Origin of the sequence: Streptomyces sp. NPDC001717, from assembly GCF_042892775.1 — a bacterium.
Classification (GTDB): domain Bacteria; phylum Actinomycetota; class Actinomycetes; order Streptomycetales; family Streptomycetaceae; genus Streptomyces.
On record NZ_JBIAUK010000017.1, the window covers coordinates 56,431 to 73,369 of the forward strand.

A 16,939-nucleotide genomic window follows, 5' to 3' on the forward strand; every position below is an offset into this window, starting at 1 on the left:
CGCGGGGATCCGCGCGCTGAGGTCCGGGCGCGGGGATCCGGGCGCGGGGCGGAAATCCGGGTGCGGAAATCCGGGTGCGGGCGGTTCGCTCGGCGCGCCAGGATGGGCCATGACTTGGACCTTCAGCTCCGACCTCGACGCCTATCTCGCCGCGACGGGCCCGGCGGTGGCCGCGCATCCCGTCTCCAACACCCTCCTGCTCACCGTCGCCGCCGCACTGGAACGGCGCGGGCCGCACGCGTACGGCTCCGCCGATCCGGTCTTCGGCTGGTGGACCGGGGCCGACGGCACCGTCTCAGGGGCCCTGCTGTGCACGCCTCCCCACCCCCTGCAGCTCGGCGCGCTTCCCGAGGAGGCGGTCCTCGCCCTCGCGGCCGCCCTGACCACCGAGCCGCTGCTCGCCGGGGTCGACGGCATCAGCGCCCGGCGCCGGGACACGGACACGCTGGCCGCGGCGTGGGGGCGACCCACCCGCCTCGCGGAGGAGAACCGCCTCTACCGGCTGGCCGGGCTCGTCGACCCGGATCCCGCCCCGTCCGGGCGGGCGCGGCTCGCCACCGAGGAGGACCTTCCGCTCCTGCTGGAGTGGATCGAGGCCTACGACGCGGAGCTGGGCCTGCCGGGCACGGGCTCCGAGGCCGGCCTGCGCGACCGGCTCTCGTACGGCGGGGTCCTGCTCTGGGAGGATGCCGGGGTGCCCGTCTCCCTCGCCTCCTTCACCCGCCCGATCGGCTCGGCCGCCCGCGTCGGGTCGGTCTACACCCCGCCCGCGGTCCGCGGCCGCGGCTACGCCGCCGGTGTCACGCACGCGGCGAGCCGAGCGGCGTACGCGGCCGGCGCCTCCGAGGTGCTGCTCTTCACGGACCTGGCGAACCCGACGAGCAACGGCGTCTACCTGCGCCTGGGCTACATCCCGGTCGAGGACCGGGCCGAGGTGGTCGCGGCATGAGCACGCCCGCCGAGCCGGACGAGACGCCGGAACCGTGCTGGATGCTGGTGGCGAACGTGGTGGAGTGGCGCCGCTGCGGTGAGGGCGGCCAGGGTCAGCGTCCGGGCACGAAGACCTTCAAGGGCGGCTCCAAGCTGTACGTCTACTGTTTCGCGGAAGGCCGGGACGTGTGCATGGTCGTCGGCCGGCCCCGGAACTCCCCCCGCTACGTCGAGGCGTACGTCCACGCCCGCCATCTGCACACCTTCCGGCCGAAGTTCGTCCGCAGCCCGGCCGTGCTCCGGGCCGCCGAGTGGTCCCACTTCTGGGGCCGGACGGCCGAAGCGGACGCGGCACGGACGGCTGCGTACATGGACCGGCACGCCAGGGCCCTGCGCAGCGAGCGCTGGCTCGACTGGCACCACCCCCAGCCGTGCCTGTGCCACGAATGCCTCAACCCCGGCCGCTAGGCGGCTTGCGGCTGCCCGCCCGGTAGGGCGCGGGCCAGGGCGCGGCCGGGCCCTCGTAGGACTGGTCGGCGGCCGCGTGCAGGGTCCAGTGCGGGTCGTAGAGGTGGGGGCGGCCCAGCGCGCAGAGGTCGGCGCGGCCCGCCAGGAGCAGGGAGTTGACGTCGTCCCAGGAGGAGATGGCGCCGACGGCGATGACGGGGACGCCGACGGCGTTCCGGATCCGGTCGGCGTAGGGGGTCTGGTACGAGCGCCCGTACTCGGGGGTCTCGTCCGCGACCACCTGTCCGGTGGAGACGTCGATGGCATCGGCGCCGTGCTCCGCGAAGGCGGCCGCGATCCGCACCGACTCCTCGGGGGTGGTGCCGCCGGGCGCCCAGTCGGTGGCGGAGAGACGGACGGTCATCGGGCGGTCCTCGGGCCAGACGGCGCGGACCGCGTCGAAGACCTCCAGCGGGAAGCGCAGCCGGTTCTCCAGCGTCCCGCCGTAGGCGTCCTCGCGGTGGTTGGTGAGCGGCGAGAGGAACCCGGACAGCAGGTAGCCGTGGGCGCAGTGCAGTTCCAGCAGGTCGAAGCCGCTGTCGGCGGCGCGGACGGCGGCGGCCGCGAATTCGGAGCGCAGCGCGGCCAGGTCGGCCGCGTCGAGGGTGCGCGGGACCGCCGAGACGCCCGGCCGGTACGGCACCGGGGAGGCGGCGACCAGCGGCCAGTTTCCCTCGGGGAGGGGATCGTCCATGCCTTCCCACATCACCCGGGTCGAGCCCTTGCGGCCGGCGTGCCCGAGCTGGACGCCGAGCGCGGTGCCGGGGGCGGAGGTGTGGACGAAGTCGGCGATGCGCTTCCAGGCCGCGGCCTGCTCCTGGGTCCAGAGGCCGGCGCAGCCGGGGGTGATGCGGCCCTCCTCGCTGACGCAGACCATCTCGGTCATCACCAGGCCCGCGCCGCCGAGGGCCCGGGCGCCGAGGTGGACGAGGTGGAAGTCCCCCGGCACGCCGCTTTCGGCGGAGTACATGTCCATCGGGGAGACGACGACCCGGTTGCGCAGGGTCAGGCCCCGCAGTCGCAGCGGGGTGAACATCGGCGGGGTGTTCTCGTCCGGGCAGCCGAAGTCCCGTTCCACGGCCCGGGTGAACCGCTCGTCGCGCAGCCGCAGGTTGTCGTGGGTGACGCGGCGGCTGCGGGTGAGGAGGTTGAAGGCGAACTGCCGGGCGGGCTGGCCGACGTACCCCTCGATCTCCTCGAACCAGCGCATGCTCGCGGCGGCCGCGCGTTGGGTACTGGCGACGGCGGGGCGCCGTTCGGCCTCGTAGGCGGCGAGCGCTGCCGGTACGTCGGGGTGGGCGCGCACCGCTTCGGCGAGGGCGAGGGCGTCCTCGACGGCGAGTTTGGTGCCGGAGCCGATGGAGAAGTGCGCGGTGTGGGCGGCGTCGCCGAGCAGGACCACGTTGCCGTGCGACCAGTGCTCGTTGACGACGGTGCGGAACCGCGTCCACGTGGAGCGGTTCCCGCGCAGCGGCCGCCCGTGGAGGGCCTCGCTGAAGGTCTTGGCGCAGCGGGCTGCGGACTCGGTCTCGTCGCACAGGTCGAAACCGGCGGCCCGCCACACTTCTTCGCGCATCTCGACGATGACGGTGGAGGAGTCGGCCGAGTAGGGGTAGCCGTGCAGTTGCATGACCCCGTGCTCGGTCTCGGCGATCTCGAAGCGGAAGGCCTCGAAGGCGAAGTCGGCGGCGAGCCAGATGTAGCGGCAGCGCCCGGGCGTCACGGACGGCCGGTGGTGCGCGGCCCCGGCCTCGCGGATGGCGCTGTGCACGCCGTCGGCGGCGACCACCAGGTCGTACGAGGCGGAGAGGTCGCGGGGGTCGGGGGCCGCCGTCCGGAACCGGAGCCGGACGCCCAGCCCGGCGCAGCGCTCGTGCAGGATCTCCAGCAGCCGGCGCCGGCCGATGGCGGCGAAGCCGTGGCCGCCGGAGGTCAGCAGTCGGCCCCTGTGCACGATCTCCACGTCGTCCCAGCGGACGAACTCCGCGCCGAGGGCGGCGTGGACGACGGTGTCCGCCCGTTCGATGCCGCCGAGGGTCTCGTCGGAGAGGACGACGCCGAATCCGAAGGTGTCGTCGGGGGCGCCCCGCTCCCAGAGCTCGACGGTGTGGCCCTGCCGGGCGAGGAGCGCGGCCGTGTAGAGCCCGCCGGGTCCGCCGCCGACGACGGCCACCCGCATGGCGGCTACCTGCCCTGCCACTGCGGCGGCCGCTTCCCGGTGAAGGCGGCGTGGAACTCGGCGTAGTCCCGGCCGTTCATCAGCAGGGCCTGGGTGGCGGCGTCCAGCTCCACCGACGCGGCCAGCGGCATGTCGAGTTCGGCGGTGAGCAGTGCCTTGGTCTGCGCGTAGGCGAGTACGGGGCCCGAGGCCAGGTGCAGCGCGAGTTCGTTCGCCCGGACGAGCGACTTGCCCTCTTCCGTGAGCTCGCTGAGCAGGCCGATCCGCTCGGCCTCGGCGGCGCGTACGGGTTCTCCGAGCATCAGCAGCCGGGTGGCGTGGCCGAGGCCGACAACCCTGGGCAGCAGGTAGGCGGCGCCCATGTCGCCGCCCGAGAGGCCGACGCGGGTGAAGAGGAAGGCGAAGCGGGCGGTGGGGTCGGCGATGCGGAAGTCCGCGGCGAGCGCGAGGACGGCTCCGGCTCCGGCGGCCACTCCGTGTACGGCGGCGATCACCGGGAAGGGGCATTCCCGGATGGCCCGCACGACCTGGCCGGTCATCCGGTTGAAGTCGAGCAGCTGGGAGGTGTCCATGGCCAGGGTGGCGCCGATGATCTCGTCCACGTCTCCGCCGGAGCAGAAACCGCGTCCCTCTCCGCCGAGCACGAGGGCGCGCACGGAGCGGTCGCGGGAGAGTTCGGCGAGCAGATCGCGCAGGTCGGCGTAGGCGCCGAAGGTGAGCGCGTTCAGCTTCTCGGGGCGGTCGAAGGTGACGGTGGCGACGCCGTCCTGCCGGGTGAGGCGGAGGTGGTGCCACCGTTCGGTCGCTGCTGTGGAACCGGTGAAGGGGCTCACGACATCGACGGTATCACCGATTCCTGACTGCCGTCACGGAAGCGCAACACGCCTGCGGTGCGATCACCCTCAGGGCGCCACACACGCCAATGGTCCAGACCTCTTGCCGACCATGGTCCCCCCGAGCCCCTCCGGGGTGCCCTACAGGAAGATCTTTCGACTTCGTATCGTTGAATCCAGTACCTGTCGACACGACACAGGCGCCGCCACCCTCACCGAACGGAGGGTTCCACCTTGTCCGACCTCCCCGCCTGGAGGATCCCCCTGCCGCACACGGCCGCCGCCGTGCCCATGGCCCGCGCACTCGTCCGCACCGCGCTGGCCGAGGTCGACGCGCCGGCCGACAGCGACACCGCGGAGTTGCTGACCGCGGAGCTGGTCGCCAACGCCGTGGAGCACACCGACCGCGGCGCCCCGATCGAACTGGTCGTGGAACTCCTGGACAACGGCTGCCAGGTCGAGGTCCACGACGGCGACCCGCAGCCGCCCGGCGACCTGACGGCCCGCCCGGACGAGCACCACCCCGACCCGTGGCAGGAGCACGGCCGCGGCCTGCTGCTGATCCGGGCCCTCAGCTCCTCCTGCGGCCACCGCCGCACCGCGCATGGCAAGGCGGTGTGGTTCACCCTGCCCGCGCGCGTATGACTATGCGCCGGACGTCGACTTCGCCATGGTGGCCACGAGTACGGCCTTGATGGTGTGCAGCCGGTTCTCGGCCTCGTCGAAGACGATGGAGTGCTCCGACTCGAACACCTCGTCCGTCACTTCGAGCGAGTCCAGCCCGTGGCTCTCGTGGATCTCCCGGGCCACCTTGGTGCCGAGGTCGTGGAAGGCCGGCAGGCAGTGCATGAACTTCACGTCCGGGTTCCCGGTGGCGCGCAGCACGTCCATGGTGACGGCGTAGGGGGACAGGGCGGCGATCCGCTCGTCCCAGACCTCCTTGGGCTCGCCCATCGACACCCAGATGTCCGTAAGGACGAAGTCGGCCTGGGCGACGCCCTCCGCGATCTCCTCGGTCAGGGTGATCCGCGCACCGCTCTCCGCCGCGAGCCTGCGCGCCTCGGCCACCACCGGCTCGGTCGGCCAGTAGGCCTTCGGCGCCACGATCCGCACGTCCATGCCCAGCAGCGCGCCGGTCACCAGGTAGGAATTGCCCATGTTGAACCGGGCGTCACCGAGGTAGGCGAAGGAGATCCGCTCCAGCGGCTTGGCGCTGTGCTCGGTCATGGTGAGGACGTCGGCCAGCATCTGCGTGGGGTGCCAGTCGTCGGTGAGGCCGTTGAAGACGGGCACGCCGGAGTAGGCGGCGAGCTCCTCCACGGTGTCCTGGCTGTCACCCCGGTACTCGATCGCGTCGAACATCCGGCCCAGCACCCGGGCCGTGTCCTTGACCGACTCCTTGTGGCCCATCTGGGAGCCGGAGGGGTCGAGGTAGGTGGTGTGGGCGCCCTGGTCGGCGGCGGCGACCTCGAAGGCGCAGCGCGTGCGCGTCGAGGTCTTCTCGAAGATCAGGCCGATGTTCCTGCCCCGGAGCCGGCGCTGCTCGATCCCGGCCTTCTTGGCCGCCTTCAGGTCGGCGGCGAGCTCGACCAGACCGCGGAACTCGGCGGCGGTGAAGTCGAGCTCCTTGAGGAAACTGCGGCCGGTGAGGTCGATGGCCATGGGGTCGCTCCAGCATCATCGTGACAAGGGGTGATGGAAGTCTATACGATCCCCTGCATTGATATACGGAAAAGTGATCGCCGCCTCATGGAACCGTCGGCGCGGCTCAGGCCACCGCGTCGCGTTCCACCGGGCAGCTCATGCAGCGCGGCCCTCCCCGGCCCCGGCCCAGCTCGCTGCCCGGGATCTCGATGACCTCGATGCCCTCCTTGCGCAGGTGGGTGTTGGTCGTCACGTTCCGCTCGTAGGCGACGACCACCCCCGGCTCCACGGCCAGCACGTTGCACCCGTCGTCCCACTGCTCGCGCTCCGCCGAGTGCACGTCCTGGGTCGCGGTCAGCACCCGGATCGAGTCCAGGCCGAGGGCCGCCGCGATCGCCCGGTGCATGTGCTCCGCCGGATGGTCGGTCACCTTCAACTCCCCCGGGACGGCGCCCGGCTCGATCGTGTAGGAGCGGAGCATGCCGAGCCCCGCGTACTGGGTGAACGTATCTGCGTCGACCATGGTCATCACGGTGTCCAGGTGCATGAAGGCCCGCCGCTTCGGCATGTCGAGGGCCACGATGCTGCGCGCCGAGCCGGCGGCGAACAGACCCCGCGCCAGCATCTCCACGGCCTGCGGGGTGGTCCGTTCGCTCATCCCGATCAGCACCGCGCCGTTGCCGATGACCAGCACGTCACCGCCCTCGATCGTCGAGGGGTAGTCCGCCTGCCCCTGCGACCAGTAGTGGAAGGCCCCGGAGGAGGTGAAGAGCGGATGGTGCCGGTAGATCGCCTCGAAGTGGACGGTCTCGCGCTGCCGGGCCGGCCAGCGCATCGCGTTGATGGAGACGCCGTCATAGATCCAGGCGGAGGTGTCCCGGGTGAAGAGGTGGTTGGGCAGCGGCCCCAGCAGGAAGCCGTCCAGATCCAGGGCGTGGAAGCGCACCGACAGCGGCTCCGCGTGCCGCTCCAGGTACTCGCGCTTGGTCATCCCGCCGACCAGCGCCTCCGCCAGCTCGGCCGAGGACAGCCCGTCGAAGTCCGACCTCAGGTGATCGGTGGCGAGCGGCCCGTACTCCTTCTCGTCGAAGACCCGGTCCAGTACGAGGTGTCTCGCCTCGGGGATGTCCAGGGCCTCGGCCAGCAGGTCGCCGAAGAGGTGGACCGCGACCCCCCGGTCGCGCAACACGTCCGCGAAGCCGTCGTGCTCCTGGCGGGCCCGGCGCACCCACAGCACGTCGTCGAAGAGGAGTGCGTCCTTGTTGCTCGGTGTGAGCCGCTTCAGCTCCAGGTCGGGCCGGTGGAGGATGACGCGGCGGAGCCGCCCGGTCTCGGAGTCGACGTGGAATCCCATGCCGTACACGTTCCCAGACGGGGCGGCTTTGATCCGGCGTCGGCTCAGCGGGCCGGAGTGAGGCCGAGAAGCGCCGACGGCGCGCCGACGAGTTCCGGGGCCACGACGCCCAGCTTGGGCAGGGTGACGTCCGGCAGACCGTAGTTGGCGGCGTTCGGCATCGTCAGCGGGGAGCCGACGACGGCGCCGGGGGTGTGGGCGCGCATGTCCGTGTCCGGGGCCGTCAGGGAGCCCTCGCCGTCCGTCGCCGGGTCGCCCAGCAGGTTCGGGACGGGCGTGGAGACGAGCGTACGGCCGAGCTCGGTGCTGAGCGGAACCGTCGGGAGCACCGGGGTCGGAAGCATGTCCCCCATGTGCTGGACCGGCGTTTCGGGCGCTCCGACGACCGGCACCGGGATCCCGGTGGCCACGCGGGGGGTGTCCACGCCCAGCGTGGTCTTCACGGCGTCCAGGGGGACACCGACCGGCACCGAGTCGGCGACGGCCGGGGTGGCAGCGCCGGCCGCGGCCATACAGGTCATGAGCGCCGCAATGCTTCCGCGCGCGGTCATCTTCATAGGTGACGTTCCGTCCTTCCAGGGTCGCGGACACTCCGCTGCCCTGGATGAACGATCCCGCCGGGTGGTTTCCCGGCGTTCTCGACGAAAGTTCCCCCATACGACCTAAAGAGGGGCCGCCCGGAGGTCTCGGCTTGACGCTCCGGGCGGCCGGCGGCCCATGCCTTCGACATGTGCCCTCGGTGATCCGGTGTCAGAGCCGGGGGTCGACCGGCTCCGATTCGAGGGCGAGTACGGCGAAGACGGCCTCGTGCACCCGCCACAGCGGCTCCTCGGCGGCCAGCCGGTCCAGCGCCTCCAGACCGAGCGCGTACTCGCGCAGCGCGAGCGAGCGCTTGTGCCCGAGGAAGCGCTGCCGCAGCCGCTCCAGGTGGTCCGGACGGGTGTACTCCGGGCCGTAGATGATCCGCAGGTACTCGCGTCCGCGCACCTTGACGCCGGGCTGCACGAGACGGCCCTTGGCGTCCCGGGCGTACGCCTGGAGCGGTTTGACGACCATGCCCTCTCCGCCGGCGGCCGTCAGTTCCAGCCACCAGTCGGTGCCGGCCCGTACGGAGGCCTCGTCCGCGGTGTCCACGAGGATCCGGCCGGTGCGGCGCAGCAGCCCCGTCCCCGCGGCCTCGTCGGCGGCGACCAGCCGGTCCAACCAGAACAGCTGCTCGTCGTGGGGTACGGCGGCCAGCGAACGCCCGGCCGCCGCCAACAGCTGGAACGGCGCGAACCGTACGCCGTCCAGCCCGTCGGTGGTCCAGCAGTAGCGCCGGTACGCCTCGGTGAACGCCGCCGCGTCGGCGGCCCGGCCCCGCTGGCGTTCCAGCAGCTCGCCGGTGTCGATGCCCCGGGCGGCGGCCGCCTCCAGTGCGGCGAGCGCACCCGGGAAGACGGCGCCGGAGGCGGCGCCCACGGCGGCGTACTGGTTGCGCAGCAGGCCGGTGGACTTCAGCGACCAGGGCAGCAGTTCCCCGTCGATCAGCAGCCAGTCCGTGCCGAGCTCCTCCCAGAGGCCGGCGTCGGTGACGGCCGAACGGAGCCGGTTCAGGACCTCCTCGGTGACCCCCGGGTCCTTGAAGAACGGCCGCCCGGTACGGGTGTACACGGAGCCGGTGGGCCCGTCCACACCGAAGCGCTCGCGGGCCGCGTCGGCGTCCTTGCAGACCAGGACGGTGGCGCGGGAGCCCATGTGCTTCTCCTCGCAGACCACCTGGGCGATGCCGTCCTTGCGGTACTGGGCGAAGGCCTCGGCCGGGTGCTCCAAGTAGCCGTCTTCCCGCGACGTCTCGGTCGGCGCCATGGTCGGCGGCAGGTACGGGACGAGGCGCGGGTCCACCGCGAAGCGGCTCATGACCTCCAGGGCGGCGGCCGCGTTCTCCTCGCGCACGTTGACGTTGCCCAGGTGCCGGGTCTCGACGACCCGGCGTCCCTGTACGTCGGCCAGGTCGAGCGGGCGGCCGTCATGGCCACCGGGCACCTCGGCGGCGAGCGGCTTGACCGGCTCGTACCAGACCTTCTCGGCCGGTACGTCGACCAGTTCGCGCTCGGGCCAGCGCAGGGCGGTCATCTTCCCGCCGAAGACCGCGCCGGTGTCCAGGCAGATCGTGTTGTTGATCCACGCGGTGTCGGGGACCGGGGTGTGGCCGTAGACCACGACGGCCTTGCCGCGGTAGTCCTCGGCCCACGGGTAGCGCACGGGCAGGCCGAACTCGTCCGTCTCGCCGGTGGTCTCCCCGTACAGGGCGTGCGAGCGGACCCGGCCGGAGGTGCGGCCGTGGTACTTCTCGGGCAGGCCGGCGTGGCAGACCACCAGCTTGCCGCCGTCGAGCACGTAGTGGCTGACGAGGCCGCGGATGAACTCCCGCACCTCGCGGACGAACTCCTCCGGCTCCTTCTCCAACTGTGCGATGGTCTCGGCGAGCCCGTGGGTCCGCTGGACCTTGGAGCCCTTGAGGTGACGGCCGAGCTTGTTCTCGTGGTTGCCGGGCACGCACAGGGCGTTGCCGGACTTCACCATGCCCATGACGCGGCGCAGGACGCCCGGGCTGTCGGGGCCGCGGTCGACGAGGTCGCCGACGAAGACGGCGGTGCGGCCCTCGGGGTGGACGCCGTCCTCGTAGCCGAGCTTGGCGAGCAGCGTCTCCAGCTCCGACGAACAGCCGTGGATGTCACCGACGATGTCGAAGGGGCCGGTGAGGTGGGTGAGGTCGTTGAAGCGCTTCTCCAGCACGACCTCGGCGCTCTCGGCCTCTTCGACGGAACGCAGTACGTGCACCTTGCGGAAACCCTCGCGCTCCAGACCGCGCAGGGAGCGCCGCAGGTCGCGGCGGTGGCGCTGGATGACGGCGCGGGGCAGTCCGGCCCGGTCGGGGCGGGCCGCGTTGCGTTCGGCACAGACCTCTTCGGGCATGTCGAGCACGATGGCGATGGGCAGTACGTCGTGCTCGCGGGCGAGCCGGACCAGGCCCCGGCGGGCCTCGGCCTGGACGCTCGTCGCGTCGACGACGGTCAGGCGCCCCGCGGCCAGCCTCTTGCCGGCGATGAAGTGCAGGACGTCGAAGGCGTCGCGGCTGACGCTCTGGTCGTTCTCGTCGTCGGAGACGAGACCCCGGCAGTAGTCGGAGGAGATGACCTCCGTCGGCTTGAAGTGCTTGCGGGCGAAGGTGGACTTGCCCGATCCGGTGGCCCCGATCAGGACGACGAGGGACAGATCGGTGACGGGAAGTACACGGTGCTTGTGGGTTTCGGTGCCGGTGGTCATGCCGCCTCGCCCTCCTTCGGGGTATCGGTGGTGGAGTCGGGGGTGGCGTCGGTCTGGGTGAAGACGGCCATCTGGGTCGGCGGCCCGACCTCGGGGTCGTCGTCGCCGACGGGGACGAACTCGACGCCGTAGCCGTGCCGGTTCGCGACGCCGCCGGCCCAGGCGCGGAACTCCTCGCGGGTCCACTCGAAGCGGTGGTCGCCGTGGCGGACCTGCCCGGCGGGCAGGGTCTCCCAGCGGACGTTGTACTCGACGTTCGGAGTGGTGACGAGGACGGTGCGGGGGCGGGCCGAGCCGAACACCGCGTACTCCAGGGCGGGCAGCCGCTCCGGGTCCAGGTGCTCGATGACCTCGCTCAGCACGGCCGCGTCGTAGCCGGCCAGCCGCTTGTCGGTGTAGGCGAGCGAACCCTGCATGAGCGTGACGCGCGAACTCTGCCGCTCGCCCATCCGCTCCAGCCGCAGCCGCTTGGCGGCCAGGTTCAGCGCCCGCACGGACACGTCCATGCCGACGATCTCGGTGAACGACACCTCCTTGAGGAGGGCCTGCACCAACTGCCCCTGTCCGCAGCCGAGGTCGAGGACGCGTGCCGCGCCCGCGGCCCGCAGCGCGGCGAGGATCGCCTCGCGCCGCTTGACGGCGAGCGGCACGGACCGCTCCGCGATCTCGTCGTCGACCGCGTTGTCGAGCTCCTCGACCTCACTGCCGTCGGACTCGGCGAGACGTACCAGTTCCAGGCGCTCCAGCGCGTCCTGGGTCAGCCGCTTGTGCCGGGCCAGGTAGCGGGAGCTGATCAGCCCGTGCTCGGGGTGGGAGGCGAGCCAGCCGTCTCCGGCGCGCAGCAGCTTGTCGACCTCGTCGGGCGCGATCCAGTAGTGCTTGGCGTCGTCGAGGACCGGCAGCAGCACGTACAGCTGCCGCAGGGCGTCGGCGAGCCTGAGCTCGCCCTCCAGTACGAGGCGCACGTACCGGGAGTCCCCCCACTCGGGGAACCGCTCGTCGAGCGGTACGGGCTCCACGTCCACGAGGTCCCAGCCCAACGGGTCGAACAGCCGGTGCACGAGCGCGGCCCCGCCGCGTGCGGGCAGTGCGGGAATCTCGACGCGCAGCGGCCGCTTCTCCCCGGGCAGCTCCGGCCGCGCGGTGCACTGACCCTTCAGTGCGCTGCGGAACACCCCGCTGAGCGCGACGGCGAGCAGCGAGGAGGCGGCGTACGGGCGGTCGTTGACGTACTGCGCGAGCGCCGCGTCGGGAGCGCCACCCCGGCCCTTGCCCTGCCCGCGCCGCACGAGCGCGACGGGATCCACCTCCAGCAGCATGGCCGCCGTGCACCGCTCGGCCGTGGCCTCGGGATAGAACACGTGGGCGTTGCCGTGGGAGGTGGAGAACGCCTGGATCTTCCCGGGATGCTTGTGCAGCAGGAAGCCCAGGTCGGTCGCGGGTCGTTCAGGGGTACCGGTGGTGGAGATCGTCAGGAACACACGTCCGAGTATGGTTCGGCGCTCCGGGCCCGGCCAACGTGTTTTCCGCGCCTGATCTGCTACGACGGGAACGTCTCGCCCAGCGCCGCGATGCGGACCGGGCCGATGCGGCAGCAGCCGCCGATGAGGCGGGCTCCGGTGTCGCGCCAGGCGGTGGTGGGCCAGGGGGCCTCGGTGTCGGGCTCGTGCCAGGTGGCGGCCGTCGCGTCCCAGACGGAGCCGTCGTTGGGGTAGGCCACGAGCGGTTTCGTGGTGGTGCCGGCGGCGGCCTCCAGGGCGGGGAGCACCTCCGCCGGGTCGCAGCAGTTGACGCCGAGGGCGATGACCTGCGGGGAGCCCGCGGCGAGGGCGAACGCCTCGGGGAGCGGGGTGCCGGAGCGGGTGCGGCCGTCCGCGACGGTGTAGCTCAGCCAGGCCGGTGCGCCCGTCCGGGCCAGGACGGTCAGCAGGGCCTCGGCCTCGTCCGGATCGGGGATGGTCTCCAGGGCGAGGACGTCCGGGCCCGCGTCGAGCAGGGCCTCGACGCGGGGCTGGTGGAAGGCGACGAGCTCGCGCACGCTCAGCCCGTACCGGCCGCGGTACTCGGAGCCGTCCGCCAGTACCGCCCCGTACGGGCCGACCGAGGCGGCCACCCAGACCTCGTGCTCCGCCGCCTCGGCGGCGCGGGCCGCGAGGTCGACGCTGCGGCGCAGCAGGGCGGAGGTCTGCGCCCGATCGTGGCCCTGGGCGGCGAAGGTCTCGTACCCGACCTGATAACTCGCGGTGATCAGCACCTCGGCGCCGGCCCGTGCGTAGGCGGTGTGGGCGGCCTCCACCTGGTCGGGCCGCTCGACGAGCACCCGGGCCGACCAGAGGCCACCGGACAGGTCGCAGCCCTGGGCGGTGAGCTGGTTGCTCAGCCCGCCGTCCAAGAGCAGGGTCCTGTGCTTCAGGGCCCTGACCAGCGGGCCGGACGCGCGTGGCATCGGGTGCTACCTCGTTCGGCGTGTGGGTGACATGACCGTCCTCTCATTGTCCCGGATGGTGACGTATGTCGCGTGCGAGTCGGGTTCACCCGCACGTTGCCGCACGGCGTCGTCGCGCCGTGCGGTCCGCCCCACCCCTGCCGAGTGAATCTTCGTCAACCGGATGTGTCGGTCCCCGATCCCGCCAGTGACCAGCCCGGACGGGGATCGTTGCTCGGAGGGAGCCGGACCGCCCGGCCCGCGCGCCGGCGGCCCCTTCGCCGGTGCGTCCACCGCACCCTTCCACCCCCGGAAGGGGCCAGGGCCGAGGAGGCCGCCATGTCCCACGAGTCCGTGCCGGAGCCCCACCGACTCACCGGCCAGACCGGACAGGCAGCACACGACCACGCACACCAGGAGCCCGCGGTGCCCGCCCAGGGCGGTGGCGCGCCGAAGGGCCTGCTCCAGCAGATGGAAGAGCTGATGGCGGCGCTGAACGCCGACCTCTCCCGACTCGACGCCGACCTCCAGTCCTCCACGGAACGCGCTCCGGCCGCCGGCTCCGGCGCGGGCTCCGAGACCGAGCTCCCGGCGCACCGGGCGTACTGACCGGGCGGGTCCCGTCGCGCGCGGCGGGACCCGTGCCGCCGGGGCCGGGCCACCGCCCTCGCCGAACGGCCCGCCGGGCCGTACCCCTCGGTCACGCCCGTCAGGCCACGCCCGAGGCGGACCCCCGCTCACGGACCGTCATCCGCCGCAGCAGCGCCCGTACCCGGTCGCTCGACTCGTCGGCCGCGTCGATCGACTCTATGCACTGCCAGTACAGGGTCTCGTCATCCGTCCCGCAGGCCACCCCGACCAGGGCTATGCCCACTTCACCCAGCAGCGCCTGCAGTCCGAGCAGCGCCTGCCGGACATCCGACATCTCGCTCAACTGCGCTGCTCTCGGCGGTCGTTCGGGTGCGATGCCCTCGCCGCGCAGGGCCGCTCTGTCGAGCACCCCGCATCCTCTGCTTCCCGCTTCCCCCAGCCCCCGCGCCTCCGATCTCAGCTCCTGCGGCCCGGTGGCCGCCAGGTAGCCCCCTATGCCCTGTGCGAGCGCCTGTGCCTGCCAGGCCTCGCCCACGATGTCCCACGCAGCCCCACTCTGTGCCAGCGCGTGCCGGCCGGCCGCGATGAGCCGTACCGCATCCATATGCCGTCCCCCGTCCGCACGACATCCCGCCGTTCTCACCACTACCCAGAGTGAGGGCAACCGGCCAGTAAAGCCAGGGGTATTCGGAAAATGTGGACAGAAACGTGATTGTGGATGACGCCATCACTCCGAAGAGTGACGATTCGGTGCCGGAGGGCCGGGCACGGGGAAGCGGAGCTCGTTCCTCTCGATCTTCGCGGCGAGCGCATCCAGCACATCCACCCCCAGGACCTCACAGAACTGCAGCAGATACGCGAGCACATCGGCCACCTCATCGGCCACGCGATGGGCGGATTCCGGTTCCTCCATGACCTTCGCAGACTGTTCGGGCGTCAGCCACTGGAAGATTTCGACCAGTTCGGACGCCTCCACGCTGAGCGCCACCGCCAGGTTCTTGGGCGTGTGGTACGGCTCCCAGCCGCGCGCGGCCGCGAAGTCCACGAGGCGGCGGCGCAGCAGGTCCAGCCTCTCCTCGGGCCGCGGTTCGCGGGCGTCGTGCGTGTCGTTCATCCCAGCCTCCTCGAACGTTCCCCCGGCCTCGGCCGGGGGCACCAACGTAGCCTCCGCCGGCGCGGTGGGGCGGTCACGCGGGCAGGTCCACCACCGCGACGCCCGGGAGGCGGCGGGCGGCGTCGGCGGTCGCCTCGCCCACGGAGGCCGCCAGCCGCACGTGTCCGCGACCGCAGGAGAGCAGGGCCAGGCGCAGCAGCTCCGCGCTCTGGCGGCGGTCGAGGCCGCGGTCGAAGTCGTCGGCGAGCACGGTCAGCACCTGCCGTGCGGAGGGCAGTTCGGCGGCCGGGTCCATGGCGAGCACGCCCGGTCCGGTCAGCAGGACGAGCGCCAGCGCGAGGAAGCGCAGCTCTCCGGAGCCGAGGCGGGCCAGCTCCGTGGCGGGCCGGCCGGGGCCGCGGTCCAGCACCGCGGTGACGGGGGCGCCGCCCGCGGGGGCCCGTACGTCCAACCCGGCGACCGTGCCCGGGCAGGCCGTACGGGCCGCCTCGGTCAGCAGCGCGTGGCGGGTGCCGCACTCGTGGCGGGTCCGGCGCAGTACGTCGGCCAGGTTGGCGCAGTCCCGCAGCAGCCGGCCCTCGCCGGGCGGTACGGGGGCGCGCATCCGGTCCGGGCCGGGGTCGCAGGGGAACACCGAGCGCAGGGCCACCACCACCTGCTCCGCCGCGGCCAGCACCTGCCGCTGTCCGGCGGTGGACCCGGCGACGCGCAGCGGGAGCAGGGCGGTGCCGAGGCGGTCGTCGGGCAGCGGAGCCCGGGTGACGCCGACGGAGCCGCCGGTCAGCCAGGCGGCCTGCACGGAGCGGCGGCCCGGGTCGCGCAGGGCCGTGGCGAGCAGGATCTGCCCGTCCTGCGAGAGCCGTTCGCCGACGATCCGCAGGGCGGGCTCGGCCTGCACGGCGAGGTCGAGTCGGACCGGCCCGGCGGGGCCGTCGACCGTGCAGCCGAGCCGGAACCCGCGCCGCCGTTCCGCGTCGGGCACGGCCCGGTCGGGGATGCGGGCGCGGGCGTCGGGGAAGGCCTCCTCCAGCGCGGCCCCGGAACCGAGCGCGGCGAGGGCCTCGTAGGCGGCCAGGACCTGGGACTTCCCGCTGCCGCTGGGCCCGGCGAAGAGGGTGACGGGCCCCACGGGGAACACCGCCGCCCGGTGCGGGCCGAAGGCGGAGAGCCGCAATTCGGTGATGACGGCCCGCAGATGCCGCTGCGCGGGCGGCGACGCCGAGGCGGCCGACACCGGCGGGCCGGTGACCGGCGGCGCGGCCACCGGCGAGACCGGCGGCCCGGTGACCGGCGAGGTCGTCGGGGCCGTGACCGGCGAGGCCGGCGGCATGCCCGGCCCGGCCGAGGGTTGCGCTTCGGCCGGGCGTGACGGGGCGTCGACTAACGGGGGAACGGGGGCGGGGCGGGGTGTTGCCGCGGGCAGGGTGGCGTCCATGCGGCGGACGGTACGGGCCGCCGGGTGCCCCGTGGGTCCGGCGAACCGTTACCTCGTACGGACCTTCCTACGATCGGGGGACGGCCGCGGCCGCGATCCCCTCGACCTCCGTGCCGACGGGCGCCAGCAGGAAGACGTTCCGGTCCACCCGGTGCATCCCGCTGCCCAGCCCGAAGACCACGCCACTGCTGAAGTCCAGGATGCGCTTGGCGACTTCGCCGTCCGCTCCGGTGAGGTCGAGCAGTACCGGGATCTGTGCGATCAGGTACTCCGCCACCTCCCGGGCGTCCGCGAAGATCTGGACCCGGATCACCACGAAGCGCCGCTGCTCCGCCGCCGACGCGCCGGGCGCCTTGGGGATCGTGCGGTGGTCCACCCGGGAGGGCCATTCGTTGCGGCTGCGCAGGGGGACCACCTGCGCGAGCCCCTCCCACTGTTCGTCCGTGACGTCGTACCTGCTCACCGGGCCGCCTCGACCGTTGGCTTCTTGTGCATCCCCCCATCCTCTCGCGTTTCACCCGTTCAGCCCAACACCGACACGAGCCACCCCGGCTACCCCCGAAAGGAGGAGTAGGTTAGGTTAGGCATACCTAAGTAATCCTCGGAGGATGGAGAGAC

Annotated in this window: 16 protein-coding genes; 4 read left to right on the plus strand and 12 right to left on the minus strand. The window is 72.7% G+C overall.

Features of this window, described 5'->3' with window-relative positions:
• Positions 1-109 precede the first annotated feature (109 nt).
• Both ACFYZL_RS25010 and ACFYZL_RS25015 read left to right on the plus strand, forming a co-directional pair.
• Positions 110-949 carry a GNAT family N-acetyltransferase gene (locus ACFYZL_RS25010; protein WP_388681775.1) on the plus strand — a complete coding sequence of 280 codons (840 nt, stop codon included), beginning with the start codon at positions 110-112 and terminating at the stop codon, positions 947-949.
• Entirely contained in the window at positions 946-1,398 is a 453-nt protein-coding gene (locus tag ACFYZL_RS25015) for a hypothetical protein (RefSeq protein WP_384744123.1), read from the plus strand. Before ACFYZL_RS25010 ends, ACFYZL_RS25015 begins: the two co-directional genes overlap by 4 nt.
• Here the strand turns inward: ACFYZL_RS25015 and ACFYZL_RS25020 are convergent.
• On the minus strand, positions 1,382-3,616 hold the full coding sequence (locus ACFYZL_RS25020; protein ID WP_388681860.1) for a bifunctional salicylyl-CoA 5-hydroxylase/oxidoreductase: 2,235 nt from the start codon (positions 3,614-3,616) through the stop codon (positions 1,382-1,384). The two genes, ACFYZL_RS25015 and ACFYZL_RS25020, sit on opposite strands and share 17 nt — an antisense overlap.
• Before the next feature lie 5 nt (positions 3,617-3,621).
• Positions 3,622-4,449 carry an enoyl-CoA hydratase family protein gene (locus tag ACFYZL_RS25025; protein ID WP_384578268.1) on the minus strand — a complete coding sequence of 276 codons (828 nt, stop codon included), beginning with the start codon at positions 4,447-4,449 and terminating at the stop codon, positions 3,622-3,624.
• Between the two features lie 234 nt (positions 4,450-4,683).
• Here ACFYZL_RS25025 and ACFYZL_RS25030 point away from each other — a divergent pair, with 234 nt between their 5' ends.
• A complete protein-coding gene (locus ACFYZL_RS25030) occupies positions 4,684-5,094 on the plus strand; it encodes an ATP-binding protein (protein ID WP_384744125.1) in 411 nt (136 codons plus the stop codon).
• On the opposite strand, the gene argF is transcribed toward ACFYZL_RS25030, so the two are convergent.
• From argF to mmuM, 6 genes are all read right to left on the minus strand, one after another.
• Positions 5,095-6,111, minus strand: coding sequence for an ornithine carbamoyltransferase (gene argF / locus ACFYZL_RS25035; protein WP_384744127.1), 1,017 nt, complete (start codon positions 6,109-6,111; stop codon positions 5,095-5,097).
• A 106-nt stretch (positions 6,112-6,217) separates the two neighbouring features.
• Entirely contained in the window at positions 6,218-7,447 is a 1,230-nt protein-coding gene (locus ACFYZL_RS25040) for an arginine deiminase (RefSeq protein WP_384744129.1), read from the minus strand.
• 44 nt (positions 7,448-7,491) lie between these two features.
• Entirely contained in the window at positions 7,492-7,998 is a 507-nt protein-coding gene (locus ACFYZL_RS25045; protein ID WP_384744130.1) for a hypothetical protein, read from the minus strand.
• Between the two features lie 199 nt (positions 7,999-8,197).
• On the minus strand, positions 8,198-10,756 hold the full coding sequence (locus ACFYZL_RS25050; protein ID WP_388681781.1) for a polynucleotide kinase-phosphatase: 2,559 nt from the start codon (positions 10,754-10,756) through the stop codon (positions 8,198-8,200).
• Positions 10,753-12,237 carry a 3' terminal RNA ribose 2'-O-methyltransferase Hen1 gene (locus ACFYZL_RS25055; protein ID WP_388681784.1) on the minus strand — a complete coding sequence of 495 codons (1,485 nt, stop codon included), beginning with the start codon at positions 12,235-12,237 and terminating at the stop codon, positions 10,753-10,755. The genes ACFYZL_RS25050 and ACFYZL_RS25055 overlap by 4 nt, the downstream gene beginning before the upstream one ends.
• 59 nt (positions 12,238-12,296) lie before the next feature.
• Complete coding sequence (gene mmuM, locus ACFYZL_RS25060; RefSeq protein WP_384744136.1) at positions 12,297-13,202, minus strand: homocysteine S-methyltransferase; 906 nt, start codon at positions 13,200-13,202, stop codon at positions 12,297-12,299.
• Positions 13,203-13,520: 318 nt separating this feature from the next.
• On the opposite strand from mmuM, the gene ACFYZL_RS25065 reads away from it, so the two are divergent.
• Positions 13,521-13,790 carry a hypothetical protein gene (locus tag ACFYZL_RS25065; protein ID WP_384744137.1) on the plus strand — a complete coding sequence of 90 codons (270 nt, stop codon included), beginning with the start codon at positions 13,521-13,523 and terminating at the stop codon, positions 13,788-13,790.
• Between the two features lie 100 nt (positions 13,791-13,890).
• Here the strand turns inward: ACFYZL_RS25065 and ACFYZL_RS25070 are convergent, their stop codons facing one another.
• From ACFYZL_RS25070 to ACFYZL_RS25085, 4 genes are all read right to left on the minus strand, one after another.
• A complete protein-coding gene (locus ACFYZL_RS25070) occupies positions 13,891-14,376 on the minus strand; it encodes a DUF6099 family protein (RefSeq protein WP_384744139.1) in 486 nt (161 codons plus the stop codon).
• Between the two features lie 123 nt (positions 14,377-14,499).
• Positions 14,500-14,886, minus strand: a complete 387-nt coding sequence (locus tag ACFYZL_RS25075) for a nucleotide pyrophosphohydrolase (RefSeq protein ID WP_384744141.1) — start codon at positions 14,884-14,886, stop codon at positions 14,500-14,502.
• Between the two features lie 73 nt (positions 14,887-14,959).
• Entirely contained in the window at positions 14,960-16,216 is a 1,257-nt protein-coding gene (locus tag ACFYZL_RS25080) for an ATP-binding protein (RefSeq protein ID WP_388681863.1), read from the minus strand.
• Between the two features lie 172 nt (positions 16,217-16,388).
• On the minus strand, positions 16,389-16,784 hold the full coding sequence (locus ACFYZL_RS25085) for a cell division protein SepF (RefSeq protein WP_344166147.1): 396 nt from the start codon (positions 16,782-16,784) through the stop codon (positions 16,389-16,391).
• Positions 16,785-16,939: the final 155 nt, after the last annotated feature.